The 26,136-nt window shown below is 68.7% G+C and carries 20 protein-coding genes and 1 tRNA gene; 17 read left to right on the top strand and 4 right to left on the bottom strand.

Annotation, left to right across the window (positions count from 1 at the left end):
• The 8 genes from ACLD0W_RS11440 to ACLD0W_RS11405 all read left to right on the top strand — a co-directional run bounded on the left by ACLD0W_RS11440 (window position 1) and on the right by ACLD0W_RS11405 (window position 7,545).
• Window positions 1-486 carry a CinA family protein gene (locus tag ACLD0W_RS11440; RefSeq protein ID WP_410308053.1) on the top strand — a complete coding sequence of 162 codons (486 nt, stop codon included), beginning with the start codon at window positions 1-3 and terminating at the stop codon, window positions 484-486.
• Between the two features lie 143 nt (window positions 487-629).
• Window positions 630-1,667: a recombinase RecA gene (recA, locus tag ACLD0W_RS11435; RefSeq protein WP_410307617.1), complete on the top strand. Its 1,038-nt coding sequence runs from the start codon at window positions 630-632 to the stop codon at window positions 1,665-1,667.
• Complete coding sequence (locus ACLD0W_RS11430) at window positions 1,660-2,157, top strand: regulatory protein RecX (protein ID WP_410307616.1); 498 nt, start codon at window positions 1,660-1,662, stop codon at window positions 2,155-2,157. The genes recA and ACLD0W_RS11430 overlap by 8 nt, the downstream gene beginning before the upstream one ends.
• A 34-nt stretch (window positions 2,158-2,191) precedes the next feature.
• On the top strand, window positions 2,192-2,956 hold the full coding sequence (locus ACLD0W_RS11425) for a sulfite exporter TauE/SafE family protein (protein WP_410307615.1): 765 nt from the start codon (window positions 2,192-2,194) through the stop codon (window positions 2,954-2,956).
• Between the two features lie 73 nt (window positions 2,957-3,029).
• The gene (gene alaS, locus ACLD0W_RS11420; protein WP_410307614.1) at window positions 3,030-5,627 is read left to right on the top strand and encodes an alanine--tRNA ligase; all 2,598 of its coding nucleotides are present in this window, start codon (window positions 3,030-3,032) and stop codon (window positions 5,625-5,627) included.
• Between the two features lie 108 nt (window positions 5,628-5,735).
• On the top strand, window positions 5,736-6,962 hold the full coding sequence (locus ACLD0W_RS11415; protein ID WP_410307613.1) for an aspartate kinase: 1,227 nt from the start codon (window positions 5,736-5,738) through the stop codon (window positions 6,960-6,962).
• A gap of 220 nt (window positions 6,963-7,182) precedes the next feature.
• The gene (csrA, locus tag ACLD0W_RS11410) at window positions 7,183-7,374 is read left to right on the top strand and encodes a carbon storage regulator CsrA (RefSeq protein WP_138771734.1); all 192 of its coding nucleotides are present in this window, start codon (window positions 7,183-7,185) and stop codon (window positions 7,372-7,374) included.
• 80 nt (window positions 7,375-7,454) lie between these two features.
• Window positions 7,455-7,545 (top strand) — tRNA-Ser (locus ACLD0W_RS11405).
• Between the two features lie 266 nt (window positions 7,546-7,811).
• On the opposite strand, the gene ACLD0W_RS11400 is transcribed toward ACLD0W_RS11405, so the two are convergent.
• Complete coding sequence (locus ACLD0W_RS11400; protein WP_410308052.1) at window positions 7,812-9,428, bottom strand: hypothetical protein; 1,617 nt, start codon at window positions 9,426-9,428, stop codon at window positions 7,812-7,814.
• A gap of 542 nt (window positions 9,429-9,970) precedes the next feature.
• On the opposite strand from ACLD0W_RS11400, the gene ACLD0W_RS11395 reads away from it, so the two are divergent.
• Together ACLD0W_RS11395 and ACLD0W_RS11390 are read left to right on the top strand one after the other, a co-directional pair.
• Window positions 9,971-12,979: a parallel beta-helix domain-containing protein gene (locus ACLD0W_RS11395; protein WP_410307612.1), complete on the top strand. Its 3,009-nt coding sequence runs from the start codon at window positions 9,971-9,973 to the stop codon at window positions 12,977-12,979.
• A 235-nt stretch (window positions 12,980-13,214) separates the two neighbouring features.
• Window positions 13,215-14,603: a methyl-accepting chemotaxis protein gene (locus ACLD0W_RS11390; RefSeq protein ID WP_410307611.1), complete on the top strand. Its 1,389-nt coding sequence runs from the start codon at window positions 13,215-13,217 to the stop codon at window positions 14,601-14,603.
• Here ACLD0W_RS11390 and ACLD0W_RS11385 read toward each other — a convergent pair.
• The 3 genes from ACLD0W_RS11385 to cydD all read right to left on the bottom strand — a co-directional run bounded on the left by ACLD0W_RS11385 (window position 14,519) and on the right by cydD (window position 19,178).
• Window positions 14,519-15,580 (bottom strand): 3-deoxy-7-phosphoheptulonate synthase, encoded by a 1,062-nt coding sequence (locus tag ACLD0W_RS11385; RefSeq protein ID WP_410307610.1) that lies wholly within the window; start codon window positions 15,578-15,580, stop codon window positions 14,519-14,521. The genes ACLD0W_RS11390 and ACLD0W_RS11385 overlap by 85 nt on opposite strands.
• A gap of 279 nt (window positions 15,581-15,859) precedes the next feature.
• The gene (gene cydC, locus ACLD0W_RS11380) at window positions 15,860-17,521 is read right to left on the bottom strand and encodes a thiol reductant ABC exporter subunit CydC (protein WP_410307609.1); all 1,662 of its coding nucleotides are present in this window, start codon (window positions 17,519-17,521) and stop codon (window positions 15,860-15,862) included.
• Complete coding sequence (gene cydD, locus ACLD0W_RS11375; RefSeq protein ID WP_410307608.1) at window positions 17,514-19,178, bottom strand: thiol reductant ABC exporter subunit CydD; 1,665 nt, start codon at window positions 19,176-19,178, stop codon at window positions 17,514-17,516. The genes cydC and cydD overlap by 8 nt, the downstream gene beginning before the upstream one ends.
• Window positions 19,179-19,356: 178 nt before the next feature.
• Here cydD and ACLD0W_RS11370 point away from each other — a divergent pair, with 178 nt between their 5' ends.
• The 7 genes from ACLD0W_RS11370 to ACLD0W_RS11340 all read left to right on the top strand — a co-directional run bounded on the left by ACLD0W_RS11370 (window position 19,357) and on the right by ACLD0W_RS11340 (window position 26,111).
• Window positions 19,357-20,940, top strand: a complete 1,584-nt coding sequence (locus ACLD0W_RS11370; protein WP_410307607.1) for a cytochrome ubiquinol oxidase subunit I — start codon at window positions 19,357-19,359, stop codon at window positions 20,938-20,940.
• 12 nt (window positions 20,941-20,952) lie between these two features.
• Entirely contained in the window at window positions 20,953-22,083 is a 1,131-nt protein-coding gene (gene cydB / locus ACLD0W_RS11365; protein ID WP_410307606.1) for a cytochrome d ubiquinol oxidase subunit II, read from the top strand.
• Window positions 22,083-22,211 (top strand): cytochrome bd-I oxidase subunit CydX, encoded by a 129-nt coding sequence (cydX, locus tag ACLD0W_RS11360; protein WP_410307605.1) that lies wholly within the window; start codon window positions 22,083-22,085, stop codon window positions 22,209-22,211. The genes cydB and cydX overlap by 1 nt, the downstream gene beginning before the upstream one ends.
• 96 nt (window positions 22,212-22,307) lie before the next feature.
• Complete coding sequence (locus tag ACLD0W_RS11355; protein WP_410307604.1) at window positions 22,308-23,486, top strand: acetyl-CoA C-acetyltransferase; 1,179 nt, start codon at window positions 22,308-22,310, stop codon at window positions 23,484-23,486.
• A gap of 2 nt (window positions 23,487-23,488) precedes the next feature.
• Window positions 23,489-24,529, top strand: a complete 1,041-nt coding sequence (gene pyrC / locus ACLD0W_RS11350) for a dihydroorotase (protein ID WP_410307603.1) — start codon at window positions 23,489-23,491, stop codon at window positions 24,527-24,529.
• A complete protein-coding gene (locus ACLD0W_RS11345; RefSeq protein ID WP_410307602.1) occupies window positions 24,526-25,572 on the top strand; it encodes a CobW family GTP-binding protein in 1,047 nt (348 codons plus the stop codon). Before pyrC ends, ACLD0W_RS11345 begins: the two co-directional genes overlap by 4 nt.
• Window positions 25,554-26,111, top strand: coding sequence for a DUF2796 domain-containing protein (locus ACLD0W_RS11340; protein ID WP_410307601.1), 558 nt, complete (start codon window positions 25,554-25,556; stop codon window positions 26,109-26,111). Before ACLD0W_RS11345 ends, ACLD0W_RS11340 begins: the two co-directional genes overlap by 19 nt.
• Window positions 26,112-26,136: the final 25 nt, after the last annotated feature.

Below are 26,136 nucleotides of genomic sequence, written 5' to 3'. Positions count from 1 at the left end.
ATCGATATCAATGAGCGCGCCCGCCGTCTGGCGCGGCAACTGACCGGGCACGGGCTGAAAATGGCCACCGCGGAATCCTGCACCGGCGGCGGCATCGCCTACCGGCTGACGGACCTGGCCGGCGCCTCCGACTGGTTCGAGCGGGGTTTCGTGACCTACTCCAATGACGCCAAGATGGAGATGCTGGGCGTGGCCGCGGCCACCCTGGACCGCCACGGCGCGGTCAGCGAGGCCACGGTGCTGGAAATGGCGCGCGGCGCGCTGGTCCGCTCCCGCGCCGACCTGAGCGTGGCGGTGAGCGGCGTGGCCGGCCCCGGCGGCGGCAGCGCCGACAAGCCGGTGGGCACGGTCTGGATCGCCTGGGCCCAGGGCCCGGACTGGTCCCGGGCCGGGCGATTTCAATTCGGCGGCGACCGCACCGCGGTGCGCGACGCCACCATCGACGCCGCCCTGGAGGGGCTGATCGCCCGTCTGGAGGCGGTCTGAGTGCCGGGGGTTGCAGCCCGGTCCCACACTGCCCATAATGCTGTCCAGATAGACAGTGCTGGCCAGGAGGTCAGCATCACCGGAGAACACTGTCCCGGGATCAGGACACTGTTCCAGGACAAGGAATCGGAGAGGGGTTTCAAATGAGCGACAAGAGCAAGGCACTGTCGGCGGCGCTGTCCCAGATCGAGCGCCAGTTCGGTAAAGGTTCGGTAATGCGCATGGGCGACCAGAAGCGCGAGCGCATGCCCTCCATTTCCACCGGTTCCCTGGGCCTGGACATCGCCCTCGGCATCGGCGGCCTGCCCAAGGGCCGGATCGTGGAAATCTACGGCCCGGAATCCTCCGGTAAGACCACCCTGACCCTGAGCGTGATCGCCCAGGCGCAGAAGAAAGGCGCCACCTGCGCCTTCGTCGACGCCGAGCACGCCCTGGACCCGGATTACGCCGAGAAACTGGGCGTCAACGTGGACGACCTGATCGTGTCCCAGCCGGACACCGGCGAGCAGGCCCTGGAAATCACCGACATGCTGGTGCGCTCCGGCGCCGTGGACGTGGTGATCGTCGACTCGGTGGCGGCGCTGGTGCCCAAGGCCGAGATCGAGGGCGAGATGGGTGACACCCACGTGGGCCTGCAGGCCCGCCTCATGAGCCAGGCCCTGCGCAAGATCACCGGTAACGTGAAAAACGCCAACTGCCTGGTGGTGTTCATCAACCAGATCCGTATGAAGATCGGCGTGATGTTCGGCAACCCGGAAACCACCACCGGCGGTAACGCCCTCAAGTTCTATTCATCCGTGCGCCTGGACATCCGCCGTATCGGCGCGGTCAAGCAGGGCGACGAGGTGACCGGCAACGAGACCCGCGTCAAGGTGGTGAAGAACAAGGTATCGCCGCCGTTCCGCCAGGCCGAGTTCCAGATTCTCTACGGCCAGGGCATCAACCAGCTCGGTGAAGTGCTGGACCTGGGCGTGCAGCAGGGCCTGGTCGACAAATCCGGTGCCTGGTACGCCTACCAGGGCGAGAAGATCGGCCAGGGCAAGCAGAACGCCTGCGACTACCTGGCCGAGCATCCGGACGTGGCCCAGGCCATCGAGAAGGAAATCCGCGCCCGTCTGCTGGCGGTGCCCAGCGAGCAGCCGGCCGAGGCCGAAGAGAAGTCCGAAGCCACGGATGAGTAATCGGCGCGACGGGGCCGGCGACGGCCCCGTGGACGAGGCCACCGTGCGCCAGTACGCGGTTAAGCTGCTGGCACGACGGGACCACGGCCACCAGGAACTGCGCGGCAAGATGCGGCGCCGGTTCGGTGACCAGGCACCGCTGGACCCGGTGCTGGAATGGTGCCAGGAACACGACTTTCTCAACGACCGGCGCTTTGCCGGTTTTTTCGTGCGTTCGCGCATCGAACGGGGCCAGGGGCCCCTGCGCATCCGCGCGGAACTGCGTCAGAAGGGCCTGGGTGACGAGATGATCGGCGCCGCCCTGGACGAGGCGGACTGTGACTGGTTCGCCCTGGCCCGGGAGGTCCACGGGCGCCGCTTCCGGCATCCGCCGGCGGACCGCAAGGAAAAGGCCAAACAGCTGCGCTTCCTGCAGTCCCGGGGCTTCGACGCGGAGCAATGCTTCGCCGCCCTGGACGTCGCCGGCGAAGAGGACGAACCGACGGACTGATTCCGGATCGGTGCTTTTTTTATGGGGAACGTTGATGGAATACCTGGGTGACCCCTGGCTGGTGGCGGCGCTGCTCGGCTCCGGCGTGATCGCCGGCTTTATCAATACCCTGGCCGGCGGTGGTGGTCTGCTGATCCTGCCCTTGCTGATGCTCACCGGCATGGGCCCGGCCCTGGCCAACGGCACCATGCGGGTAGGGGTCCTGATCCAGTCCCTGGAAGGGGTGCGCCAGTTCCATCGCCACGGCTCCATGCCGTTCAACACCCTGCCGGGCATTCTGGTGCCCACCCTGGCCGGCGCCCTGCTGGGCACCCTGGCCGCGTCCTTTCTGCCCACCGACATTCTGGAACCGGTGCTGCTCGGCACCCTGGTGCTGATGGCGGTGATCATGGTGGTGAAGCCGGCCACTTTGGTGGCCGGGCCGGACGAGGCGCCCCGCGCGCTGGCGTCCACGCCGGCCGCCTGGGTGGGGTTGTTCCTGACCGGCGCCTACGGCGGTTTCGCCCAGGCCGGGGTGGGCTTTCTGCTGATCGCGGTGCTGGCGGGCCAGCTGCGTTACGACCTGGTGCGCACCAACGGCCTCAAGCTGGCCATCACCGGCGGCTTCACCGTGCTGGCCCTGTCCATCTTCGCCTGGCGCGACCAGGTGGCCTGGCTGCCGGGGCTGCTGCTGGGCGCCGGCACCCTGCTGGGCGTGCGTCTGGGCGTGGGCTTTGCCCACAAGGTGTCCCAGCGGGTGCTGAAGTGGATCCTGCTGGTGATGGTGGTGGCGGTCTGCACCGCCGCCTTTTTCAAGTAAGCGGCCCCATCGCAACCGCCCTGGGACAACGCTATACTGCCGGTCCCTAATTTCCGGTAAGTGTTTGTTCCGTATGACCAGCGCTGAAATCCGCCAGGCCTTTCTCGATTATTTCGCCCGCCAGGGACACGCCAAGGTAGCGTCGTCCTCCCTGGTGCCGGAGAACGATCCCACCCTGCTGTTCACCAACGCGGGGATGAACCAGTTCAAGGACGTGTTCCTGGGCCGTGAAAAACGCGACTACAGCCGCGCCACCAGTGCCCAGCGCTGCGTGCGCGCCGGCGGCAAGCACAACGACCTGGAGAACGTGGGCTACACCGCCCGCCACCACACCTTCTTCGAGATGCTGGGCAACTTCAGCTTCGGCGACTACTTCAAGCGTGACGCCATCCGCTTCGCCTGGGAGTTTCTCACCGGCGAGCTGGGCCTGCCGGAGGAGCGCCTGTGGGTGACCGTGCACGTCTCCGACGATGAGGCGGCGGACATCTGGCTCAAGGAAATGGGCGTCAGCGCCGAGCGTTTCTCGCGGCTGGACGAGGACAATTTCTGGCAGATGGGCGACACCGGCCCCTGCGGTCCCAGCTCCGAGATTTTCTACGACCACGGCGCCGATGTGCCCGGTGGCCCGCCGGGCTCCGAGGACGGCGACCTGGACCGTTACATCGAGATCTGGAACCTGGTGTTCATGCAGTACGACCGCCAGGACGACGGCGAGCTCAAGCCGCTGCCCAAGCCCAGCGTGGACACCGGCATGGGCCTGGAGCGCATCGCCGCGGTGAAGCAGGGCGTGCACTCCAATTATGAGATCGATCTGTTCCAGAACCTGCTCAAGGCCGCCGCCAAGGCCACCGGCTGCGACGACCTGGAAAACAAAAGCCTGCGGGTGATCGCCGACCACATCCGTTCCGCCGGCTTCCTGATCACCGACGGCGTGGTGCCCTCCAACGAAGGCCGCGGCTATGTGCTGCGCCGCATCATCCGTCGCGCCCTGCGCCACGGTCACCAGTTGGGTCAGAGCCGGCCCTTCTTCCACACCCTGGTCCAGGCGCTGGTGGACGAAATGGGCGACGCCTATCCGGAACTGGCCCGGGAGCAGGCACGGGTGGAAAAGGCGCTGCTCGCCGAGGAAGAGCAGTTCGGCCGCACCCTGGCCGCCGGCATGAAAGTGCTGGAAGGCGCCATGGCCGACCTGGACGGCAACACCCTGCCCGGCGAAGTGGTGTTCCAGCTGTACGACACCCACGGCTTCCCGCCGGACCTGACCGCCGACGTGGCCCGCGAGCATGACCTGGAGGTGGACCTGGAAGGCTTCGAACGGGAAATGGACGCCCAGCGCCAGCGCGCCCGGGGCGCCGGGGCCTTCGGCAACGACTACGGCGACCGCCTCAATATCGAGTCGGTCACCGATTTCTCCGGCTATGAGAAACACGAAGACCAGGCCGAGGTGGAAGCCCTGTACCGCGACGGCGCCGCCGTGGACCGTCTGGACGCCGGCGACACCGGCATGGTGGTGCTCAAGCGCACCCCGTTCTACGCCGAATCCGGTGGCCAGGTGGGCGACCGGGGCGTGCTGGCCGGCGACGGTGGCCGCTTCGACGTGGAAGACACCCGCAAACGCGGCCAGGCCCACATCCACATTGGCACGGTGCGCGAGGGCGCGCTCAAGGTGGGCGACAAGGTGGACGCCTACGTGGACCTGGAACGCCGCCGCGCCATCATGCGTCACCACTCCGCCACCCACCTGCTGCACGCCGCCCTGCGCCAGGTGCTCGGCGAGCACGTGCAACAGAAAGGCTCCCTGGTGGCGCCGGACTACCTGCGCTTCGACTTCTCCCACGGCGAAGCCCTGAGCGCCGACCAGCGCGACCGCATCGAGGCCATCGTCAACCGCCAGATCCTCGCCAACGCCGCCGTCACCACCGAACTGATGGACATGGACGCGGCCCGCAAGGCCGGCGCCATGGCCCTGTTCGGCGAGAAGTACGCCGATGAAGTGCGGGTGCTGACCATGGGCACCGACGGCTTCTCCAAGGAACTGTGCGGCGGCACCCATGTGCAGCGCACCGGTGACATCGGCCTGTTCAAGATCACCCTGGAAACCTCCGCCGCCGCCGGTGTGCGCCGCATCGAAGCGGTCACCGGCGAATACGCCCTGGCCGCCGTGCGCGACCAGGAGCGCGCCCTGGAGGAGATCGCCGCCACCGTCAAGAGCAGCCCGGAGCTGGCCGCCGGCCGGGTGGCCGCCCAGGCCCGCCGCCTGCGCGAGCTGGAAAAGGAAGTGGAGCGCCTCAAGCAGAAACTGGCCTCCGGCGCCGGTGGCGACCTGACCGCCGACGCCCGCGAGGTGGCCGGGGTGAAGGTGCTGGCCACCCTGGTGGACGGCGCCGACGCCAAGACCCTGCGCGTGACCATGGACAAGGTGAAGGACAAGCTGGGCTCCGGCGTGATCCTGCTGGCCGCCGCCGACGGCGACAAGGTGGCCCTGGTGGCCGGCGTCACCAAGGACCTCACCGACCGGGTCAAGGCCGGCGACCTGATGAAACGGGTGGCCGAGCAGGTCGGTGGCAAGGGCGGGGGACGCCCGGACATGGCCCAGGGCGGCGGCACCGACGCGGCGGCCCTGCCGGCGGCCCTGGAAGGTGTGTACGGCTGGGTGGAAGAGCGGCTCTGAAAAACCGTCGCGGCTGAAGCGGTCACCCGCGCCCCCGGGGACCTTCACATGAAACCCCGGCGCGAAAATGCTATCCTTTCGCGCCCCTTTTTGCAGAAAAAGTCATCTATGGCACTCATCGTTCAGAAATACGGCGGCACCTCGGTCGGTACCGTCGAACGCATCCAGGCCGTCGCCGAACGGGTGGCGCGCTTCCGGGAGCGGGGGGATCAGGTGGTGGTGGTGGTATCCGCCATGAGCGGCGAAACCAACCGTCTGATCGAACTCGCCAACGGGGTTTCCGACAGCCCCAGCACCCGTGAAATGGACGTGCTGGTGTCCACCGGCGAGCAGGTCACCATCGCGCTGCTCTCCATGGCGTTGCAGCGACGCGACGTGGACGCCCGCTCCTACACCGGCTGGCAGGTGCCGATCCGCACCGACCACAGCCACTCCAAAGCCCGCATCGAGGACATCAACGACCGCAAGATGCGCGCCGACCTGGACGCCGGTCGCGTGGTGGTGGTCGCCGGGTTCCAGGGCGTGGACGACGACGACAACATCACCACCCTGGGCCGTGGCGGTTCCGACACCACGGCGGTGGCCCTGGCCGCCGCCCTGAAAGCCGATGAGTGCCAGATCTACACCGACGTGGACGGCGTTTACACCACCGACCCGCGGGTGGTGGACACCGCCCGCCGCCTGGACAGCATCACCTTCGAGGAAATGCTGGAAATGGCCAGCCTCGGGTCCAAGGTGCTGCAGATCCGTTCCGTGGAGTTCGCCGGCAAATACAATGTGCCGCTGCGCGTACTGTCCAGTTTTCAGGAGGGCCCGGGCACCCTCATTACCGTCGACGACGAGGTGGATATGGAAAAGCCGGTTATCTCTGGCATCGCTTTTACCCGTGACGAAGCAAAGATCACCGTGCGTGGCGCCCCGGACACCCCGGGCATCGCCTTCAAGATTCTTGGCCCGGTCAGCGATGCCAACATCGAAGTGGACATGATCGTGCAGAACGTGGGTGCCGACGGCGCCACCGACTTCACCTTCACCGTGCACCGCAACGACTTCGCCAAGGCCAAGGAAGCGCTCAAGAAATCCGCCGAGGAGCTGGGCAACCCGGAAATCATCAGCGATGACAAGATCGCCAAGATCTCCCTGGTGGGCGTGGGCATGCGCTCCCACGCCGGTGTCGCCAGCAAGATGTTCGAGACCCTGGCCGCCGAGGGCGTCAACATCACCATGATCTCCACGTCCGAGATCAAGGTGTCCGTGGTGGTCGCCGAGAAGTACCTGGAACTGGCGGTCCGCGCCCTGCACCAGGCCTTCGAACTGGACCAGCCCGCCGCCTGAGACCGACCGGCAGCGGGGCCGCCGCCACGGCGTGTCCCGCGCTGCCGGATATCCCGCCCGGCGGGAAGACTTTGTTAAATGGTTACGGCATAATGCGGCCTTCGCGCCCCGCGGACATGTAGGCCGTACCGTATGATGGATGCATTGAGAGCGGTCCGTTAGTCTTGGGAGCGAAATTGCGCTCACAGAACAACCTGAAGGACCCAGGAGGGATATTTCCATGCTGATACTTACGCGCCGCGTCGGTGAGACGCTGATGGTTGGCGATGAAGTCACCGTCACCGTCCTTGGCGTCAAGGGCAACCAGGTACGCATCGGTGTCAACGCGCCGAAGGAAGTGGCGGTACACCGCGAAGAGATCTACCAACGCATCCAACACGAAAAAACCGGCGAAGGCGGTGAGAATGGTTGATTTTTGGGCTGTATTTTCCAGCTAAGCTGGTATCATGCGCGCCTGAATCGACATTCCCATGAAATGACGATCCGAGTTCCGGAGAGGTGGGTGAGTGGCTGAAACCAGTTCCCTGCTAAGGAACCATACGTATTACTCGTATCGAGGGTTCGAATCCCTCCCTCTCCGCCAGATACAAAAAAGCCCGGCTCAGGCCGGGCTTTTTTGTATCTGGCGGAGAGGGAGTATTGGATTCGCCCCCTCCGGTTCGACCGAACGGCGCAAAGCGCCGTGAGGGGCGTCGCCGCCAGCGGCGACGGGGCGCAGCCCCGAGCGAAGCGAGCCAATCCCTCCCTCTCGGCGCGCGCCAGCGCGCCCAAGCGGTGGAATCCACCCCCACCGCCTAATCGCGGCTGAAGCAGCGATAGCCCGACAACCGCCGGGCTCTAACGCCCTCCTCAATAAACGAACACCGCCCCACTGTTCGAGGCGCCATTCCCGGTGCCATCGTCATTCGGCGCTCCCGCCGCCAGCGTGTCGCCGTCGGCGGCCAGGGCCAGACCCTGGCCGAATCGGTCGCCGGAATCCGGCGTCGGGGCTTTCAGGTAATGGCGCTGCGCCCAGACCCCGCCATCGAGACGGAACAGATACACCGCGCCGGCGCCATCGGCAACGTTGTCCGCCTGGGTGCCATCGATACCGGCGGCGGTGCTTTGTTCGCCCTGGGCGGACACCGCCAGGGCTGCGCCGGCGGCGTCCAGGGCCACCCGGAAACCGAAGCCGTCATCGGCATCGCTGTTGGAGGCCTTTACGTAGGCGCTCTGGGCCCAGGCGCTGCCGTTATGGTGGAAGACGTAGGCGGCGCCGCTGCTGAGCGCGCCGTTGTCGGCCTGGCCGGCATCCACGCCGTCGCCGTCGCTGTCTTCCTGGTTAGCGCCCACCGCCAGGGTGTCGCCGTCCCGGTTCAGGGCCAGGCTGCGCCCGAAGTTGTCCGCGGACTCGGTGTTGGAGGCCTTGATGTAGGCGTCCTGGTTCCAGCCACCGTTCAGGCGGAACAGATAGACGGCGCCGGCGGTGGCCGCCGTGTCGTCGTTTTGTTCGTGGTTCACGCCGGTGGCGGCGCTGGCTTCGCGCAGGGCGTTGGCGGCCAGCACCGTGCCGTCGCCGGACAGGGCCACCTGGTGGCCGAACCAGTCCGAGGCGGCCAGGTTGGACGCCTTGAGATAGGCCTCCTGGGCCCAGGCGCCATTGTCGCGGTGGAACAAGTAGACCGCGCCGGCCTGGCTGGCGCCGTTGTCATCGCCGTCGCCGGCCACGCCGCTGGCCTCGAACGGCGCGCCCACCGCCAGCCGCTCGCCGCTGTCCGACAGGGCCAGGTCGAAGCCGAAGTAATCGCCGGCATCGGTGTTGTCGGCCTTGATGTAGGCCTCCTGATGCCAGGCGTCGCCGTCGTGGCGGAACACATAGGCGGCGCCGCTGCTGGCGGCATTGTCGTTGGCGCCGTCGCCATCGATGCCGGTGGCGTCGCTGCTTTCGCGGACCGCGCCCGCCGCCAGCACGGTGCCGTCCGCGTTCAGCGCCAGGGCCTCGCCCAACTGGTCGTACTGGCCGGGGTGGTCGGCGCGCAGCACCGCCTCCCGGTGCCAGTCCGCGCCGTCACGGCGGAACACCTGAACGGCGCCGGCGTAGGCCACGGTGCCGTCCGCGCCCTCGTCACCGGGGGTGCCCACCGCCAGGGTGGAGCCGTCGGCGGACAGCGCCACATCCGTTCCAAAGTAGCCGTTCACGGCGTTGTCGTCCCTGCGCAGCGCGCCGATAGCCTGGTTCAGGCCGCCGCTCACGTAGACCGCCTCGGAGCTGGCGCAGCCCCGGCTGTTGCAGGCTTCCAGCATGTAGGCGGCGTTCAGACGGTCGGGCAGAAAGACGATCTGGTCGTAATGGTCCCGGGGGCCGCTGAACCCGGCCGCCAGGCTGTAGCCGGACGCGCCGTCCGGATTCACCAGCAGGCGGTAACGGGTGGCGGCGCCGTTGTCGTCCCACTCGAAACGCAGTGCTTTCGCGTTCGTGGGGGTCATCGTCAAGGTGGGTGCGTCCGTGTCCTGGACCGGTGGATCGGCGTCATCGTCGCTGCAGCCGACGAGTGTCAGCGCCGTGGTGATCAATGCCACCAACGGGGCGTTGCGCGACCGTTGAGAGCGTATGCCGTATCCCCCAACCCGATAAAAGGGGCTCTCGTAGTACGTCATGATGTATAGCCTTTTGTTTTGTGTATCCGGCACCTTGCATGCCATGTCGGTGAGAAAGTGGCGAGACTGATTATTTGAATGAGAAGAGCCTCGACACCCCGAGGCACTATAGACAGGGGGGGCACCCCCCGCAATGCGCCGCCGCCGGCCGGCATTCACCATCCCTTCACAATATCCATACACCTCTTCACGCCCACCCATTGTACAAACGTACCAATAGCTTGACGAAAATAGCTGCACAAAAAAACGCCGGGAGCGTTTTTTGACGTCGCACGAGCGACGGCCCGAAGGGTGACCGCCATGGACGGCAGGTCACAAAAAAAGGCGCGCCGTCCCGACGGCCGCCAATAACACGACAAGAGGGTGGAAACATGGTCAGCGAACGGTGCCGGTTAGCGTTCGCCGCCTGGCTGTTGGCGGCGGGTCTGGTAATGACGGGATGCGGCGGCGGGGGCGGTGGCTCCGACGGCGGAGGCGGCGGTGGCGGGAACGGCGGCGCGCCCAACCCCAACCAGCCGGAAGAGGAAGCCCCGGACCCGTTCACCGAGGGCCGCACCTTCCAGGTGGCGCCGGGCCCGGACGCCACCCGCCAGATGGTGGAGGCGATGATCCAGCTCAAGCCCCGGGACACGCTGGAATTCGGCTGCGGCTTCTTCGAGCTGGACGAGGGCCTGCTGATCCAGGCCACCGAGGACGTGACCATCAAGGGCTGCGGTAAGGACAAGACGGTGCTGTCGTTCCGCGACAGCATCAACGTCACCGGCCTGGAAGCCCTCAACGTGCGCGGCATCACCGTCAGCGACCTGACCATCCTGGATTCCCCCGGCGACGCCTTCAAACTCAAGGGCGTGAAATGGGGCACCCTGCGCAATGTGCGCGCCATCTGGTCCGGCGGCGGCGGGCCGATCACCGCCGCCAACTACGGCCAGCGCCTGAACGTGGCCTGCACCGCGCCGCCCTTCAATGAGGGCGACCCGGCGCCGGACTACGTGCCCAGCTCCGACAGCGGCCGCTACGGCATCTACCCGGTGGAATCGGAAAACATCCTGGTGGAGGGCTCGGAGTCCATCGGCGCCTCCGACGCCGGCATCTACGTGGGCCAGACCAGCACCGCCATCATTCGCGACAGTCGCGCCGCCTACAACGTCATGGGCTTCGAAATCGAGAACGTGCAGGGCGGCGAATACGACGACAACGTGGCCGAGTGCAACACCGGCGGCTTCCTGATCTACGACCTGGAGAACATCACCCAGTACGGCGACACCTCGGTGATGGTCAACAACCTGGCGCGCAACAACAACACCTACAATTTCGCCCACAGCGGTCTGGTGTCGGTGGTGCCCCGGGGCGTGGGCTTTATCACCCTGGGCTACGACAACATCGAGGTCTACGACAATGTGTTCGAGGACCACAGCACCGCCGCCGTGCTCTACATCAGCTACGAGCTGATCGACGGCCCCGGCAACACCGCCGACAAAAAGCTCGACCCCTACACCGAGGGGCTGCACATCCACGACAACGTGATGCGCAATTCCGGCTACGACCTGCCGCCGCCGGACCTGCAGAAAACCCTGGCCGGCGACATCGAAAGCGTGCTGCCCACCCTGATCGGGCTGAAGAACCTGCCCACCCTGAACAACCCCGCGGAGCTGCTTTCCAGCCTGCAAAACCTGGCCAATCTGGGCAAGGGCGCGCACATTATCTGGGACGGCCTGCGCGACGATCTGGACGCGGACTGCCCCTATCCGGTGGACGCCCAGGGCAACCCGGTGCCCGCCGACGAGAACGGCAAGCCGATCCACACCAACCAGCACCCCAACCCGTCCTGCCATTACAACGCCTACAAGTTCAACGACCAGGGCCAGCGCAAGCAGCCCACCTGGGGGTCCTGTTTCCACGACAACGAGCTGTCCGACGACAGCGCCCCCTACCTGAACTTCCACGGCACCGATGGCCTGGAACTGGTGATGGGGCTGCTTGACCAGGACCTGTCGATTCTCACCCCCGGCGGTCTGCTCGACATCGTCGGCGGACTGTTGAACTTCCCGTCCGACACCCGGCTGTCCGACCACGATTGCCAGGCGCGCTTCGGCCAGGTGCTGGCGCCGCTGCCCCGGGTGGAAATCCCGCCGTTCGAACCCAGCGGCGACTACGACCCGGCCACCAGCGAGGAATACATCGCCTATCTGTGCGAGCAGGAAGTGGAAGAGGGCGAGATCAACCGCGCCGCCCTGGAAGTGGACTGCCCGCTGCTCGAGCAGTACAACCTGTTCGCCGACCCGCGCGACCCGCGCAGCCTGCCCCATGAAGGCGGCGTGCCCTTCGTGCTCAACACCAAGCTGTTCTCCGACTACGCCACCAAATACCGGGTCGCCTTTATTCCGCCCGGCGAGCAGGCGGTGTACCGGGACGGCCAGGACGGCAACAACGTCAACGGCGCCATCGACTTCCCGGTGGGCACGGTGATCGCCAAGACCTTCGCCTTCACCGACGAGGCCAACGGTAGCGAGGAACTGGTGGAAACCCGCTTGCTGATCAAGCGCACCAGCCAGAGCGGCAAGGCGTTCTGGGCCGGGCTGCCCTACATCTGGGAACAGGAAGACGGTCAATCGGTGGCGCGCTTCGCCCCCGCCGGCGGCAGCCGGGCGGTGCACTGGCACTACCGCGACGCCAACACCGGGCAGGTATTGAGCGGTGACACCGACGCCTACTCGGTGCCCAACGCCAACCAGTGCATCACCTGCCACGGCAACGACGACCGGCCCGGCGGCAGCGCCCCCATCGGCCCGAAACCGCGCAACCTGAACCGCGCCTACCAGCCGGAAAGCGCCTTCATGGGCAGCGACGGCCAGGGCGGCTTCCCGCGCGTCAACCAGCTGCAGTACTGGATCGACCAGGGCCTGCTGGCCGGCGCCCCGGAGCTGGAGCTGGACGGCCAGGGCGTGGCCACCAACATCGAGCGCCTGCCGCGCTGGAACCTGCCCGGCGACGGCGGCCTCACCGCCAACTCGCCGGCGGATGTGGAGCAGCGCCTGCGCGCCTATCTGGAGGTGAACTGCCAGCACTGCCACAACGATAAGGGTGCCGCCTCCAACACCGGCTATTACCTGGACCACTTCCGTGACGTGGACGCCGGCTACGGCATCTGCAAGAAGCCCACCGCCACCGGCGGCGGTTCCTGCGGTCGCCAGTACGTGGTGGTGCCCGGCAACAGCGCCGAGTCCATCGTCTCCTGCCGGCTGGCCGCCGAGCACGACCCGCAGCGGATGATGCCGCCGATCGCCCGCAGCATCGCCCACGATGAGGCCGCCGCGCTGCTCGACCAGTGGATCAACACCGTGGTGGACGGCGACTACACCAACGCCGGCGGTTGCCGGTAGTCCGACGGGTTGGGGAAGATCGCGGAGGGACCACCGCGATTTTCCCCGGGTCCGAAAAAGCTAAAGATTCCGGCGCGACGGCCGATGGTTCTTACCGGTCTACGCGCCGCTTTCCCGCCCCCTGAATCCTCTTCCAATTCCTTGATTTAAAACAATAAAACCGTCGATTCCCCGGTTTTCTCCGGGCCGTCGCGCTAGCCTGCGCCGGTGGCCAGAAACCAAGGGGGAGACACGCATGCAGGCCTTGAAAAGATTGGACGACCTGACGGTGAAAACCAGCTGGAGCCTGGTGCTGGCCGCCTTTACCGCCATGCTGTTGCTGATCGGCGCGGTCAGTGGCTACGCCAACCATCACAACCGGGATGCCTTCCGCGCCCTGGACCGGGCGCACCAGCAGCGCACCGACACCCTGCGCGACGCCTACGCCACCCTGCTGGAAGAAACCCGCGCTCTGTCCCCGGGCCAGGCGGCGCGGGCCGCCGATGAGGTCCTGTCCGCGTCGCGCACCGCCCTGGACGGGCGGCTGGCCGACTTCGAAACCATGGCGGACCGGCTGGACGCGGTGCTGGCCGGCGTGCTGCTGGCCTCCCTGGTGCTGGTGGCGGTGGTGCTGTGGGGCATCACCGTCAATGTGATCCAGCCCCTGCGGCGGGTGGCGGCGCACTGCGAGCGCCTGGCCGCCGGCGACCTGTCCGAGCCGGTGGCGCGCCGGGGCGGCAACGAAATCGGCCAGCTCTACAGCGGCCTCGGGCGGATGCGCGACAACCTGGCGGCCATCGTCGGTCAGGTGCGCGCCAGCAGCGACACCATCCTGGACGGGGCCCGTCACATCGCCGCCGGCAACGGCGGCCTGTCGGCCCGTTTCGAGCAGCTGGCCGCCGCCCTGGAGCAAACCTCGGCCAGCATGGAACAGCTCACCGCCACCGTGGCCAACAACGACGAGCACGCCCGGCGCGCCGATGAACTGTCCCAGGGCGCCAGCCGGGTGGCCCACCGGGGCGGCGAGGCGGTGCGCGAGGTGGTCACCACCATGGAGGAGATCCGCCAGGGCGCGGAGCGCATCCGCGGCATCACCGACCGCATCGAGGGCATCGCCTTGCAGACCGATCTGCTGGCCATCAACGCGGCGGTGGAAGCGGCCCGCGCCGGCCAGCACGGCCGGGGCTTCGCGGTGGTCGCCGGCGAGGTGCGCGCGCTGTCGCAGAACACCGCCGCCCTGGCCAAGGAGATCACCGAGCTGGTGGGCGACACGGTAGAGCGCATCGAGCGCGGCGGGGAGCGGGTCAATCAGGCGGGGGCCACCATGAGCGAAATGCTGGAGGCGGTGGATCAGGTCACCGGCATCATGGCGGCGATCCGGGTGGCGTCCGGCGAGCAGACCCGGGGCATCGGCCAGGCCAGCCAGGCGGTATTGGAGATGGATCGGGTCACCCAGGCCAACGTGGGTCTGGTGGCCGACGCCGCCGGCGCCGCCGCCCGCCTGGAGGGTCAGGCGGACACCCTGCGCCGGGAGATGGCGGTGTTCGTGCTGGCGCCGGCTCAGGCCCCGGCGGTGGCCAGCGTGCGCAGGCAGGTCTCGGTGTCGTCCCAGCCCAGGCAGGCGTCGGTGATCGAGACCCCGTAGGCCAGTTCCCCGGCCAGTGGCTGGTTGCCGCCCCGCAGATGGCTCTCCAGCATCACCCCGGCCACGGTGCGGTCGCCGCCCCGTCGCTGGGCGATCAGCTCGTCCAGCACCGCCGGTTGCCGGGCCGGGTCCTTGCCGCTGTTGGCGTGGCTGCAATCCACCACCAGGCGCGGGTTGAGGCCGGCGCGCTCCAGGGCGTCGCGGGCCGCGGCCACGCTGGCGGCGTCGTAGTTGGGGCCGCGCCGGCCGCCGCGCAGCACCAGATGGGTGTCCGGGTTGCCGGCGGTGTGAATCAGCGCCGGGTGGCCGTGGTCGTCGATGCCCAGATGGGCATGGGGGTGGGCGGCGGCGCCCATGGCGTCCCGGGCCGCGCCCAGCTCGCCGTCGGTGCCGTTCTTGAAGCCCACCGGCAGATCCAGGCCGCTGACCATTTCCCGGTGAATCTGGGATTCCGTGGTGCGCGCGCCGATCGCCGCCCAGCTCAGGGTGTCCGCCAGGTAGTCCGCTGCCAGCGGGCTGAGCAGTTCGCTGGCCAGGGGCAGGCCCAGGTCCACCAGATCCAGCAGCAGCCGGCGTGAGCGACGCAGGCCCTCGGCCAGATCGCCGCGGCCGTCCAGGTGCGGATCATAGAGCAGCCCCTTCCAGCCCACCGTGGTGCGCGGTTTCTCCACATAGGCGCGCATCACCAGCAGCAGCCGATCCTCGGTTTCCACGGCCAGATCGCGCAGCCGGCGACCGTACTCCAGGGCCGCGTCCGCATCGTGCAGCGAGCAGGGCCCGGCGATCACCAGCAGACGCGGGTCGTCACCGCGCAGGATGGCGCGCACCTGGTCACGCTGGTGGCGGATGCGCGCGGCGGCGGCCTCGGACAGCGGCAGCGCCTCGCGCAGCGCGGCCGGGGAGGGCAGCGGCTGGGCGCGGCGGGACGACGACGGAAGGTCCGAGGCGTCGCGGACGGCGGCAAGACTGGCGTTCATATCCTTGTTCCTTTCCACAAAATAAAAAACCCCCGGTGGGCAGCCAACCGGGGGTTTTTCGGACTTCTTCGGCGGCGGCCCGGGTCGGGCGCGCCTGCCGGGTACGGTCAGGCGCGCGAGCGGCTAAACCAATACCCGTAGAAGAAATCAGCGGCGCACGCCACCGCGGCCGGCGAACCGGCGGCGGTGAGAAGCGATGTCTGGCGAGCGTCGATCATGAAATTCTCCAAAACGTTGGGCCAAGCCTAACCCGGTTTGCCCGGCGGAACAATAGTCGCGCTAAAGCGTCAGGCGATGGGGCAGGCGCGCCGCCTGGCGCGGGTCGTGGGTGACCATCACCAGCACCCGGTCCGCCAGCCGGGCCTGCAAGGTGTCGAACAGGGCGTCGGCGGTGGCCGGTTCCAGGCCGGTGAACGGCTCGTCGAGCAGCACCACCGGGCTGTCGCGCAGCAGTACCCGGGCCAGCGCCAGGCGCCGGCCCTGACCGCCGGACAGGTGCAGGCCGGCGGGGCCGATCCACAGATCCAGGCCGCCGCGCCGGCGCACCGTGTCCGCCAGCCGGGCCTGCTCCAGGGCCCGCCAAAGCTCGTCATCGCTCGCCGCCGGGCGCGCCAGGCGCAGGTTGTCGCGCAGGCTGCCGGTAAACAGCTGCTGCTGTTGCAGCATCAGGGCGAAGCTTCGCCGCCAGGCATCGGGGTCCGCCTGCCGCTGGGTCACGCCGCCGAAACGGATGTCGCCGGTGTCGGCGCGCTGCAGCCCCATCAGGCAGTGCAGCAGGGTGGACTTGCCGGCGCCGCTGGGGCCCACCAGCGCCAGCGGTGAACCGGCCTCCACATCGAAACTCAGATCGGAAAACAGCGGCGCCTGCCCGGGCCAGGCGAAGCTCAGGCCGCGCACGGTCAGGTGGCCGTCGGCCACCGGTTCGGCCCGGCCTTCGGCGGCGGGCCGGGGCAGCGGCGTGCTCATCAGCGCGTCCAGCCGGGTTACCGCCGTGGCGGTGTCCGGCCAGCCCTGCCAGGCGGCGGCCAAGGGCAGGGTGACCTCGGCGGCGGCCAGTACCATCAGCATCAGGGCCAGGGCCAAGGGCGCGCTCACCGCGCCGTCGCTCACCGCGCCGATCACCAGCAGCAGCACCCCCACCGACAGCGCCTGCATCAGGCTCTGGATCAGGCTGTGGGTGAGTGCCTGCCGCCAGGCCAGCCGGTGTTCCAGCCCGGCCAGCGCCGCCAGACGCGGTTGCCAGGCGGCCAGCAGGGTGGGCCGCAGGCCGTAGGCGAGCACGTCCGGCAGGCCGTTGAGGGCCTGCACCAGATCGCCGCGCAGCCGCTCCCGCCAGGCCGCCCGCTGGGCCAGCGGTTCGGCGGCGGCGTTCGCCAGACCGCGCAGCAAGACGGCCATCACCAGGAAGCCGGCCAGCAGCAGCGCCGCCGCCCCGGCGCCGGCCACCCACAGCGCGGCCAGCAGCAGGGCCAGGGCGGTGACCGCCGCCACCAGGGTGGGCTGGGCCTGGCCCAGCCAGGCGTTCTCCAGGCGCTCCACGTCGCCCAGCAGGCGCTCCAGCAAATGGCCGCCGCTCAGCGACGACAGCGGCCCGGGCACGCGCGGCAGAATCGCCGCGAACAGCCGGGTGCGCAGGCGCTGCATCACATGGAAGGTGGCATCGTGGCTGACCAGCCGCTCGAAATAGCGGGACACGGTGCGGCCCACCGCCAGGGCGCGGATGCCGGCGCTGGGTGCCAGCAGGTTGAAAGCCACCGCCGGGCCACCGGCGGCCAGGCCGGCCAGGGCGGCGGCGCTGATGAACCAGCCGGACAGGCCGAGCAGGGCCATGGCCGCCAGCGCGGTCACCGTGGCCAGCAGCACCGCCCGGGTCAGTCGCCGCCCCTGGCCCCGGAACTGCCGGCGCAGCCAGGCGCCGGTGGTCGGTCGGGAATCAGTCATGGGCGGGCCCCCCGCTCAGCCACAGGCTGTGGTCGGCCAGCGGCGCCAGGGCCGGGGAATGGGTGGCGATCACCAGGGTGCGGCGGCCCTTGCGCGCCGCCAGGGCGGCCACCAGCCGGGCCTCCGAGGCCGGGTCCAGTTCCGCGGTGGGCTCGTCCAGCAGCAGCAGCGGCGCCGGGCTGAGCAACGCCCGCGCCAGGGCCAGCCGCCGGCCCTGGCCGCCGGACAGGCCGCCGCCGTTCTCGTCCAGAGGCGTGGCCAGGCCGGCGGGCAGGGCGGTAAGGCCGCATTCCGCCAACACCGCCTCCAGGGCGGCGTCGTCCGCGTGCGGCGCCACCAGTCGCAGGTTCTCCGCCACCGTGCCGTGCACGAACCAGGGATGCTGGCCGGCCCAGGCCAGCCGCCCGTTGTGTTCGGCGAGCAGCGGCGCCGGGCGGCCGTCGTGCAGCACCCGCCCGTGCTGCGGCGCCAACAGGCCGGCGATCAGCCGCAGCAGGGTGCTTTTGCCGGTGCCGCTGTCGCCGCGCAGCAGCAGGCAGCCGCCGGCGGGCAGGGTGGCGGACAGTTGCTCGAACAGCGCCGGCTGGTGGTCGGCGAAACGAAAGCTCAGCGCGTCCAGGGTCAGCGAAGGGGGAGGATTCCCGGCCGCTCCTGGATCAGGGGAGCCCTGATCGGCGGCGTCATCATCACGCACATCGTCAGCCAGCAGCGGCGCCAGCACCTCGGCGGCGGCGCGGGCGGCGGCCCGGTCGTGGTAGCCGGCGGCCAGTTGCCGCAGCGGCTGGTAGAACTCCGGCGCCAGCAACAGCAGCCACAGGCCGGTGCCGAAGGTCAGCGCCGGGCCCGGGCCGAAGGCCACCAGCTTGAGCAGATGCAGGCCCACGTACAGGGCCACCAGCGCCACCGACAGGGCGGCGAACAGCTCCAGCACCGCCGAGGTGAGAAAGGCGATGCGCAGCACCTTCATGGTGTGCCGCCGGTACTCGCCGTTGACGGTGTCCACCGCGCGCCGTTCGGCCTCCTCGCGGGCGAAGGCGCGCAGCGTCAGCACGCCGCGCAGCCGGTCGAGAAAGTAGCCGCCGAGAAAACGCAGGCTGTCCAGCTGCCGGTCGGCGGCGCGCTGGGCGCCGGTGCCCACCAGCATCATGAACACCGGGATCAGCGGCGCGGTGCACAGGAAGATCAGGCCCACGATCCAGTCGACGCTGAACGCGGCCACCAGGAACAGCACCGTGGCCAGGCTCGCCACCCGCCGTTGCACGGCGAAACCGGCGTGGTAGCGGCCCACCGCCTGGGCCTGCTCCAGCAGGGCGGTGCTGGCCTCGCCGGGGGGCAGGGCGGCGCCGGCACCGCGCAGCAGGGCGTCGGCCACCCGTTCGCGCACCGCCCGGGTGATGTCGGCGGCGGCGCCGGCGCTGTAACGGGCCCGGGCGGCGCCGGCCACGGCGCGCAGGGTCAGGGCGAACAACAACAGCAGCGCCGGCACCACCAGGCCGCCGTGGCCGGCCAGCAGACGCGCCGCCAGCCAGGCCAGGGCCGCCGCCTGGGCGAGGGCCAGAGGGGTGTCCGCCAGGGCGCAGAGCAGCAGCCGGCGCACCATCGGCGCCGCGTGCTGGCGTTGCCCGGCGAGCCAGACTTGATTTGGGTCAATGGACATGCTGATTATGGATTCCGCTCGGTTCCGCTTGATGGGGCCGGTGCTTATGCTGACGGTGGCCACGGACACGGACCACGACGGGGGTCAATGTTAGACCCGATTGTCGGCCCTTTCATCCGTGTGGCGTGGTCTTCTCGCTGGCTGTGTTGGCCGGTGTGCTAGCAGGGAGTAAACGCGGATGATCGATGCCACTCTGGTGGAGCTGTCGCGGGCCCAGTTCGCCCTGACCGCGATGTACCATTTTCTGTTCGTGCCGTTGACGCTCGGACTGTCCTTCATGATCGCCATCATGGAAAGCGTCTATGTAATGACCGGGCGCACCATCTGGCGCGACATGACCAAATTCTGGGGGCTGCTGTTCGGCATCAACTTCGCCATGGGCGTGGCCACCGGCATCGTCATGGAGTTCCAGTTCGGCACCAACTGGGCCTACTACAGCCATTACGTGGGCGACATCTTCGGCGCGCCCCTGGCCATCGAGGGCCTGATGGCGTTCTTCCTGGAAGCCACCCTGGTGGGGCTGTTCTTCTTCGGCTGGGACAAGCTCGGCAAGGTGCAGCACCTGGCGGTGACCTGGCTGGTGGCGCTGGGCTCCAATCTCTCGGCGCTGTGGATCCTGGTGGCCAACGGCTGGATGCAGAACCCGGTGGGCTCCGCCTTCAACCCGGACACCATGCGCATGGAGGTGAACGACTTCGCCGCCGTGATCTTCAACCCGGTGGCCCAGGCCAAGTTCGTGCACACGGTGGCCGCCGGCTACGTCACCGGCGCCGTGTTCGTGCTGGCGATCAGCGCCTTCTATCTGCTGCGCCACCGCCACGAGGCGCTGGCCAAACGGTCCTTTACCGTGGCCGCGTCGTTCGGGCTGGCGGCGGCGCTGTCGGTGGTGGTGCTGGGCGACGAGTCCGGCTACACCATCACCGACAACCAGAAAATGAAGCTGGCGATGATCGAGGGCATGTGGCACACCGAGGAGGCGCCGGCCCCGTTCGCCCTGTTCGGCATTCCCGACCGGGAGGCCCAGGAAACCCACTACGAGCTGAAGATTCCCTGGGTCATGGGGTTGATCGCCACCCGCAGCATCGACCAGGAAATCCCGGGCATCCGCGAGCTGATCGCCCTGTCGGAGCTGCACATCCGCGACGGGCTGCTGGCCTACGACGCCCTGGAAACCCTGAAGACCGACAGCGCCAACGCCGAAGCCCGCGAGGCATTCCTGGCCAACCAGGAATACCTGGGCTACGCGCTGATGCTGAAGAAGTACGTGGAGGACCCGCGCCAGGCCAACGACGAGCAAATCGCCCTGGCGGTGCGCGACGCCCTGCCCAATGTGGCGGCGCTGTTCTGGTCGTTCCGTTTCATGGTGGTGATCGGCTTCTACATGATCGCCCTGTTCGGCCTGGCCTTTTATCTGGTGTCCCTGCGCCGGCGGGTGCCGCGCTGGTTCCTGCGCGTGGCGTTCTACACCCTGCCGCTGCCCTGGGTGGCCGCCGAGCTGGGCTGGCTGGTGGCGGAATACGGCCGTCAGCCCTGGGTCATCGAAGGGGTGCTGCCCACCTTCCTCGGGGTCAGCTCCATCGGTGTCAGCGACATCCTGATCACCCTGGTCGGCTTCGTGGTGATCTACACCACCCTGGCGATCATCGAGGTCCGCCTGATGCTCAAGACCATCCGCAAGGGTCCGGAGGAGGCGGAAAGCGGCGACGATCCCGCCCGCCTGGACGAGCGCTTCTCGCCGGCTTTTTCCCGGCCCCAGGAATAAGGAGACAACGCCATGTTGTTTGATTATGAAGTGTTGCGGTTGATCTGGTGGGCGCTGCTCGGCGTGCTGCTGGTGGGCTTCGCGGTCACCGACGGATTCGACATGGGCACCGCCGCGCTGCTGCCGGCGGTGGCCCGCACCGACGGCCAGCGCCGCCAGGTGATCAATACCGTGGGACCGGTGTGGGAAGGCAACCAGGTGTGGTTCATTCTCGGTGGCGGCGCCATCTTCGCCGCCTGGCCGGCGCTCTACGCGGTCAGTTTCTCCGGCTTCTATCTGGCCATGTTCCTGATCCTGGTGGCGCTGATCATCCGCCCGGTGGCGTTCAAGTTCCGCTCCAAGCGCCCGGAGCCGGCCTGGCGGGCCCGCTGGGACGCGGCCCTGTGTTTCAGCGGCGTGGTGCCGGCGCTGATCTTCGGCGTGGCGGTGGGCAACGTGCTGCAGGGCGTGCCGTTCCATTTCGACGATACCCTGCGGCCGTTCTACACCGGCTCCTTCTTCGCGCTGCTCAATCCGTTCGCGTTGCTGTGCGGCCTGGTGTCCCTGGCCATGCTGATTCTGCACGGCGCCACCTGGCTGCAGATCAAGGCCGACGGCGAGCCGGCGGAGCGGGCCCGGCGCTATGGCATGATCGCGGCGCTGGTGGTGATCGTGCTGTTCGCGGTGGGCGGCTTCTGGGTGGCGCAGCTGGACGGTTACCGCATTGTCGGTGACCTGGACCCCAACGGCCCCAGCAACCCGCTGCGCAAGGAAGTGGTGCTGGAAGCCGGCCTGTGGATGAACAACTTCGCCAAATGGCCGCTGCTGTGGCTGGTGCCGGTGGTGGGCTTTGGCGGTGCCGTGCTGGCGCTGCTGGGTCTGGCCACGCGCATCGGCACGCTCAGCTTCCTGGGTTCCAAATTGTCGGTGGCCGGCATCATCACCACGGTGGGGGCGGCCATGTTTCCGATCATTCTGCCCAGCAGCACCGACCCGGGCCACAGCCTGACGGTGTGGGACGGTTCCTCCAGCCATTACACCCTGGGCATCATGCTGATCGCCACCGTGCTGCTGCTGCCCATCGTGCTGCTCTACACCGCCTGGGTGTACAAGGTGCTGTGGGGCAAGGTCAGCGAACGGGACGTTAACGAGGAGATGTACTGATGTGGTATTTCGCCTGGATTCTGGGGGTGGGCCTGGCCTGCACCTTCGCCATCCTCAACGCCATGTGGTTCGAACTGAACGAGGTCACCGAGCAGCAGCGACAGCAGGGCGACGACGGCGACGCCTGAGGTCGACGACGGCGGGTGTGATGCAAATAGGGTGAACAGGTCCTAAAATGGCCGCCTTTCGCTGAATCCTGTTGTCGTTGATCGAGGGAGAACCCCATGCAAGACGTGGTCATTGTCGCCGCCACCCGTACCGCCATCGGCCGCTTTCAGGGCGGCCTGGCGGACCTGCCCGCCACCAAACTGGGCGAGATCGTGGTCCGCCGGCTGCTCGCCGATACCGGCGTGGACCCGGCCACCGTCAACGAGCTGATCCTCGGTCAGGTGCTCACCGCCGGCGTCGGCCAGAACCCGGCCCGCCAGACCGGCATCCAGGCCGGCCTGCCCCAGGAAGTGCCGGCTCTGACCATCAATAAAGTGTGCGGCTCCGGCCTCAAGGCGGTGCACCTGGGCAGCCAGGCGATCCGCTGCGGCGAAGCCGACGTGGTGATCGCCGGCGGCCAGGAGAGCATGAGCCTGGCCCCCTATGTGCTGCCCAAGGCGCGCACCGGCCTGCGCATGGGCCACGCCAGCCTGGTGGATACCATGATCCAGGACGGCCTGTGGGACGCCTTCAACGACTACCACATGGGCATCACCGCCGAGAACCTGGCGGAGAAATACGGCCTCACCCGGGAGCAGCAGGACGAATTCGCCGCCGCTTCCCACCGCAAGGCCGCCGAGGCCATCGAGTCCGGCCGCTTCAAGAATGAAATCACCCCGGTGGAAGTGCCCCAGCGCAAGGGCGAGCCCAAAGTGGTCGACACCGACGAGCAACCCCGCGCCGACACCACCGCCGACTCCCTGGGCGGCCTGCGCCCGGCCTTCAAGAAGGACGGCACGGTGACCGCCGGTAACGCCTCCGCCCTCAACGACGGCGCCGCCGCGGTAATGCTGATGAGCGAAGCGCGCGCCAACCAGCTGGGCCTGCCGATCCTGGCGCGCCTGGCCGGCCAGGCCAGCGCCGGCGTGGACCCGGCGATCATGGGCATCGGCCCGGTGTCCGCCACCCGCCGCTGCCTGCAGCGCGCCGGCTGGAGCCTGGATCAGCTGGACCTGATCGAAGCCAACGAAGCCTTCGCCGCCCAATCCCTGGCGGTGGGCAAGGAACTGGAGTGGGACTTCGACAAAGTGAACGTGAACGGCGGCGCCATCGCCCTGGGCCACCCCATCGGCGCTTCCGGCTGTCGGGTACTGGTGACCCTGCTCCACGAAATGCAGCGCCGGGACGTGAAGAAGGGCCTGGCCACCCTGTGCATCGGGGGCGGTCAGGGCGTGGCCCTGGCGGTGGAACGCTGATCATGGCCGACACCCTGACCCTCACCCGCCCGGACGACTGGCACCTGCATTTCCGCGACGGCGAGATGCTCGCGGAAACCGTGCCGGCCACCGCCCGGGTGTTCCGTCGGGCCATCGTCATGCCCAACCTGACGCCGCCGGTGACCACCGTGGCCCAGGCCGCCGCCTACCGCGACCGCATTCTCGAGCGGGTGCCCGCCGGCAGCGGCTTCGAGCCGCTGATGGTGCTGTACCTCACCGATGAGACGCCGGTGGAGGAGGTGGCCCGCGCCGCCGCCAGCGACTTCGTGCACGCCTTCAAGCTGTACCCGGCCGGCGCCACCACCAACTCCGACAGCGGCGTCACCGACCCGGGTCGCATCGGCCACCTCTACGAGGCCATGGAAAAGCACGACGTGCCCCTGCTGGTGCACGGCGAGGTCACCGAGGCGGAGATCGACATCTTCGACCGGGAGCGGGTGTTCATCGACCGTTACCTGAACGACATCCGCGAGCGCTTCCCAGCCCTGCGCATCGTCTTTGAGCACGTCACCACCGGCGAAGCGGTGGACTTCGTGCGCGACGCCGGCGAGCTCACCGCCGCCACCGTCACGCCGCAACATTTGCTGATGAACCGCAACGATCTGCTGGTGGGCGGGGTGCGCCCGCACAACTACTGCCTGCCGGTGCTCAAGCGTCGCACCCACCAGGAGCGCATCCAGCGGGCGGTGCTGGACGGCCACCCGCGCTTTTTCCTGGGCAGCGACTCGGCGCCCCACGCGCGCAACAAGAAAGAAGCCGCCTGCGGCTGCGCCGGCTGTTATTCGGCGCGCGCCGCCTTGCCGCTGTACGCCAGCTTCCTGGACCGCTTCGGCGCCCTGGACAAGCTGGAAGGGTTCGCCAGCCACTTCGGCGCCGACTTCTACCGGCTGCCGCGCAACACCGACACGGTGACCCTGGAGCGCCGCGACTGGGCGGTGCCGGACACGGTCACCGCCGCCGGCGAGGCGATGGTGCCGTTCTGGGCCGGTCAGGCGCTGCCCTGGGCGATCCGCGGGCAATGAGCGGGCCGCCCATTCCCCTGGTGGTGTTGACCGGGTTTCTGGGCAGCGGCAAAACCACGCTGCTCAACCGCTGGCTGGGCCAGCGTGGCGACCTGGCGGTGGTCATCAATGAACTGGGCGACATCGGCATCGACCAGGACCTGGCGCGCCGGGTGGGCGCGCCGATCAGCCTGCTGGCCGGCGGCTGCGTGTGCTGCGCGGTGCAGGGCACCCTGCGCACCACGCTGCGCAACCTCTATATGGCCCGGGCCGGCGCCGATCTGCCGCCGTTCTCCCTGGTGCTGCTGGAAACCACCGGCGCCGCCGACCCGTTCGGGGTTACCGCGGTGCTCGAGCAGGACGCCTGGCTGCGCAAGCGCTTCCGGCTGCGCTCGGTACTGACCACGGTGGACGGCGTCGCCGGCGAGGCGGCCCTGGCCCGCCACCCGGAGGCCCTGGAGCAGGTCACCGCCGCCGATGTGCTGCTGCTGACCAAGACCGACCGGGTCGGCGCCGACGGCGCCACCCACGACCACCGCGCCTTGATCGAACAACTGCGCCGGCTCAACCCCCGCGCCGAGGTGGGGGAGGCCGCGTCCGCCACCGCCGACCTGCTCGACCGGGACTTTCCCAGACAGTGCCGCATCACCGGCGCGCTGGCCCCGGCCGGGCCGCCGGCCCCCGGCGATGCCCTGGCCCCGGCGGCGCCCCTGGCCGGTCCCGGCCATCGCCTGCACCCGGCCGGTCTTCGCTGGCGCGGACCGATCCCCTATGATCGGCTGCAGGAGGCCCTGGCGGCGCTGCGCGACAGCGCCGGCGACGAGCTGGTGCGCCTCAAGGGACTGGTGGCCATCGAAAAACTGGACGGCCCCCTGCTGATTCAGGCGGTCACCGGCCAGCCGCTGGAGATGGCGCCGCTGCCGGCCTGGCCGGACGGCGACGACGACAGCCGCCTGGTGGTGATCGCCGCCGGCGACGACCCGGCCCGGCCGGCGAGCTGGCTGGCGGATTGGCGCCGGCGTCTGGCGCTCAAGGAGGCACCGACATGCGACTCACGCGGATAGGGATGGATCTGACCGCCGGCCTGCTGTGCGCGCTGCTGAGCGGCGTCGTCGCGGCCGCCGGCGACGGCGACCGCCGCCAGGCGGGCACTCTGGAGCTGGCCCTGCACGGCCAGGCGCTGGTGGCGCGCCTGACCCTGCCGGCGGCCCAGGTGGTGGGCTTCGAACGGGCGCCGGCCAACGACGAGGAAAAAATGGCGGTCACCGAGGCCCTGCAGCGGCTCGGCGAAGCCCGCAACGTGCTCGAGCCGATGCCGGAAGCCCTGTGCAGCGTGACCCGGGAACAGGCGGAAACCGCGCTGACCCGTGAAGACCCGACCCCGCCGCTGACCTTCCAGGGCCGCTATGCCTGGCGCTGCGAGCACCCGGAAGCGCTGCTGGGCGTGGACATTCCGTTGCTGGAATACGTCAACGGCGTGCCGCTGGAGACGCTGGTGGTGGGCCCGGACGGCGAACGCTCGCAGACCGTGCGTGCGCCGCAAACCCGCATTCCCTTTTTTGACGCGGAAGGGGTTGACGCTGAAGGGGTCGACGCCGACTAGGCACGGCGGCGCATATTTTTCAAAG

Source organism: Alloalcanivorax sp. C16-1 (assembly GCF_046507805.1).
In the GTDB taxonomy this organism is placed as follows: domain Bacteria; phylum Pseudomonadota; class Gammaproteobacteria; order Pseudomonadales; family Alcanivoracaceae; genus Alloalcanivorax.
This window is presented reverse-complemented; position numbering and strand designations above follow the sequence as displayed.

Excerpts from the sequence above, each read along its gene's own strand:
- cydX (WP_410307605.1), top strand. The coding sequence starts at position 22,083 with ATGTGGTATTTCGCCTGGATTCTGGGGGTGGGCCTGGCCTGCACCTTC.
- ACLD0W_RS11400 (WP_410308052.1), bottom strand. The coding sequence starts at position 9,428 with ATGACCCCCACGAACGCGAAAGCACTGCGTTTCGAGTGGGACGACAAC.
- ACLD0W_RS11385 (WP_410307610.1), bottom strand. The coding sequence starts at position 15,580 with ATGAACGCCAGTCTTGCCGCCGTCCGCGACGCCTCGGACCTTCCGTCG.
- csrA (WP_138771734.1), top strand. The coding sequence starts at position 7,183 with ATGCTGATACTTACGCGCCGCGTCGGTGAGACGCTGATGGTTGGCGAT.
- ACLD0W_RS11425 (WP_410307615.1), top strand. The coding sequence starts at position 2,192 with ATGGAATACCTGGGTGACCCCTGGCTGGTGGCGGCGCTGCTCGGCTCC.
- cydC (WP_410307609.1), bottom strand. The coding sequence starts at position 17,521 with ATGACTGATTCCCGACCGACCACCGGCGCCTGGCTGCGCCGGCAGTTC.
- ACLD0W_RS11370 (WP_410307607.1), top strand. The coding sequence starts at position 19,357 with ATGATCGATGCCACTCTGGTGGAGCTGTCGCGGGCCCAGTTCGCCCTG.
- cydB (WP_410307606.1), top strand. The coding sequence starts at position 20,953 with ATGTTGTTTGATTATGAAGTGTTGCGGTTGATCTGGTGGGCGCTGCTC.
- ACLD0W_RS11430 (WP_410307616.1), top strand. The coding sequence starts at position 1,660 with ATGAGTAATCGGCGCGACGGGGCCGGCGACGGCCCCGTGGACGAGGCC.
- ACLD0W_RS11395 (WP_410307612.1), top strand. The coding sequence starts at position 9,971 with ATGGTCAGCGAACGGTGCCGGTTAGCGTTCGCCGCCTGGCTGTTGGCG.
- ACLD0W_RS11415 (WP_410307613.1), top strand. The coding sequence starts at position 5,736 with ATGGCACTCATCGTTCAGAAATACGGCGGCACCTCGGTCGGTACCGTC.
- ACLD0W_RS11340 (WP_410307601.1), top strand. The coding sequence starts at position 25,554 with ATGCGACTCACGCGGATAGGGATGGATCTGACCGCCGGCCTGCTGTGC.
- recA (WP_410307617.1), top strand. The coding sequence starts at position 630 with ATGAGCGACAAGAGCAAGGCACTGTCGGCGGCGCTGTCCCAGATCGAG.
- cydD (WP_410307608.1), bottom strand. The coding sequence starts at position 19,178 with ATGTCCATTGACCCAAATCAAGTCTGGCTCGCCGGGCAACGCCAGCAC.
- ACLD0W_RS11355 (WP_410307604.1), top strand. The coding sequence starts at position 22,308 with ATGCAAGACGTGGTCATTGTCGCCGCCACCCGTACCGCCATCGGCCGC.
- alaS (WP_410307614.1), top strand. The coding sequence starts at position 3,030 with ATGACCAGCGCTGAAATCCGCCAGGCCTTTCTCGATTATTTCGCCCGC.
- ACLD0W_RS11390 (WP_410307611.1), top strand. The coding sequence starts at position 13,215 with ATGCAGGCCTTGAAAAGATTGGACGACCTGACGGTGAAAACCAGCTGG.
- pyrC (WP_410307603.1), top strand. The coding sequence starts at position 23,489 with ATGGCCGACACCCTGACCCTCACCCGCCCGGACGACTGGCACCTGCAT.
- ACLD0W_RS11345 (WP_410307602.1), top strand. The coding sequence starts at position 24,526 with ATGAGCGGGCCGCCCATTCCCCTGGTGGTGTTGACCGGGTTTCTGGGC.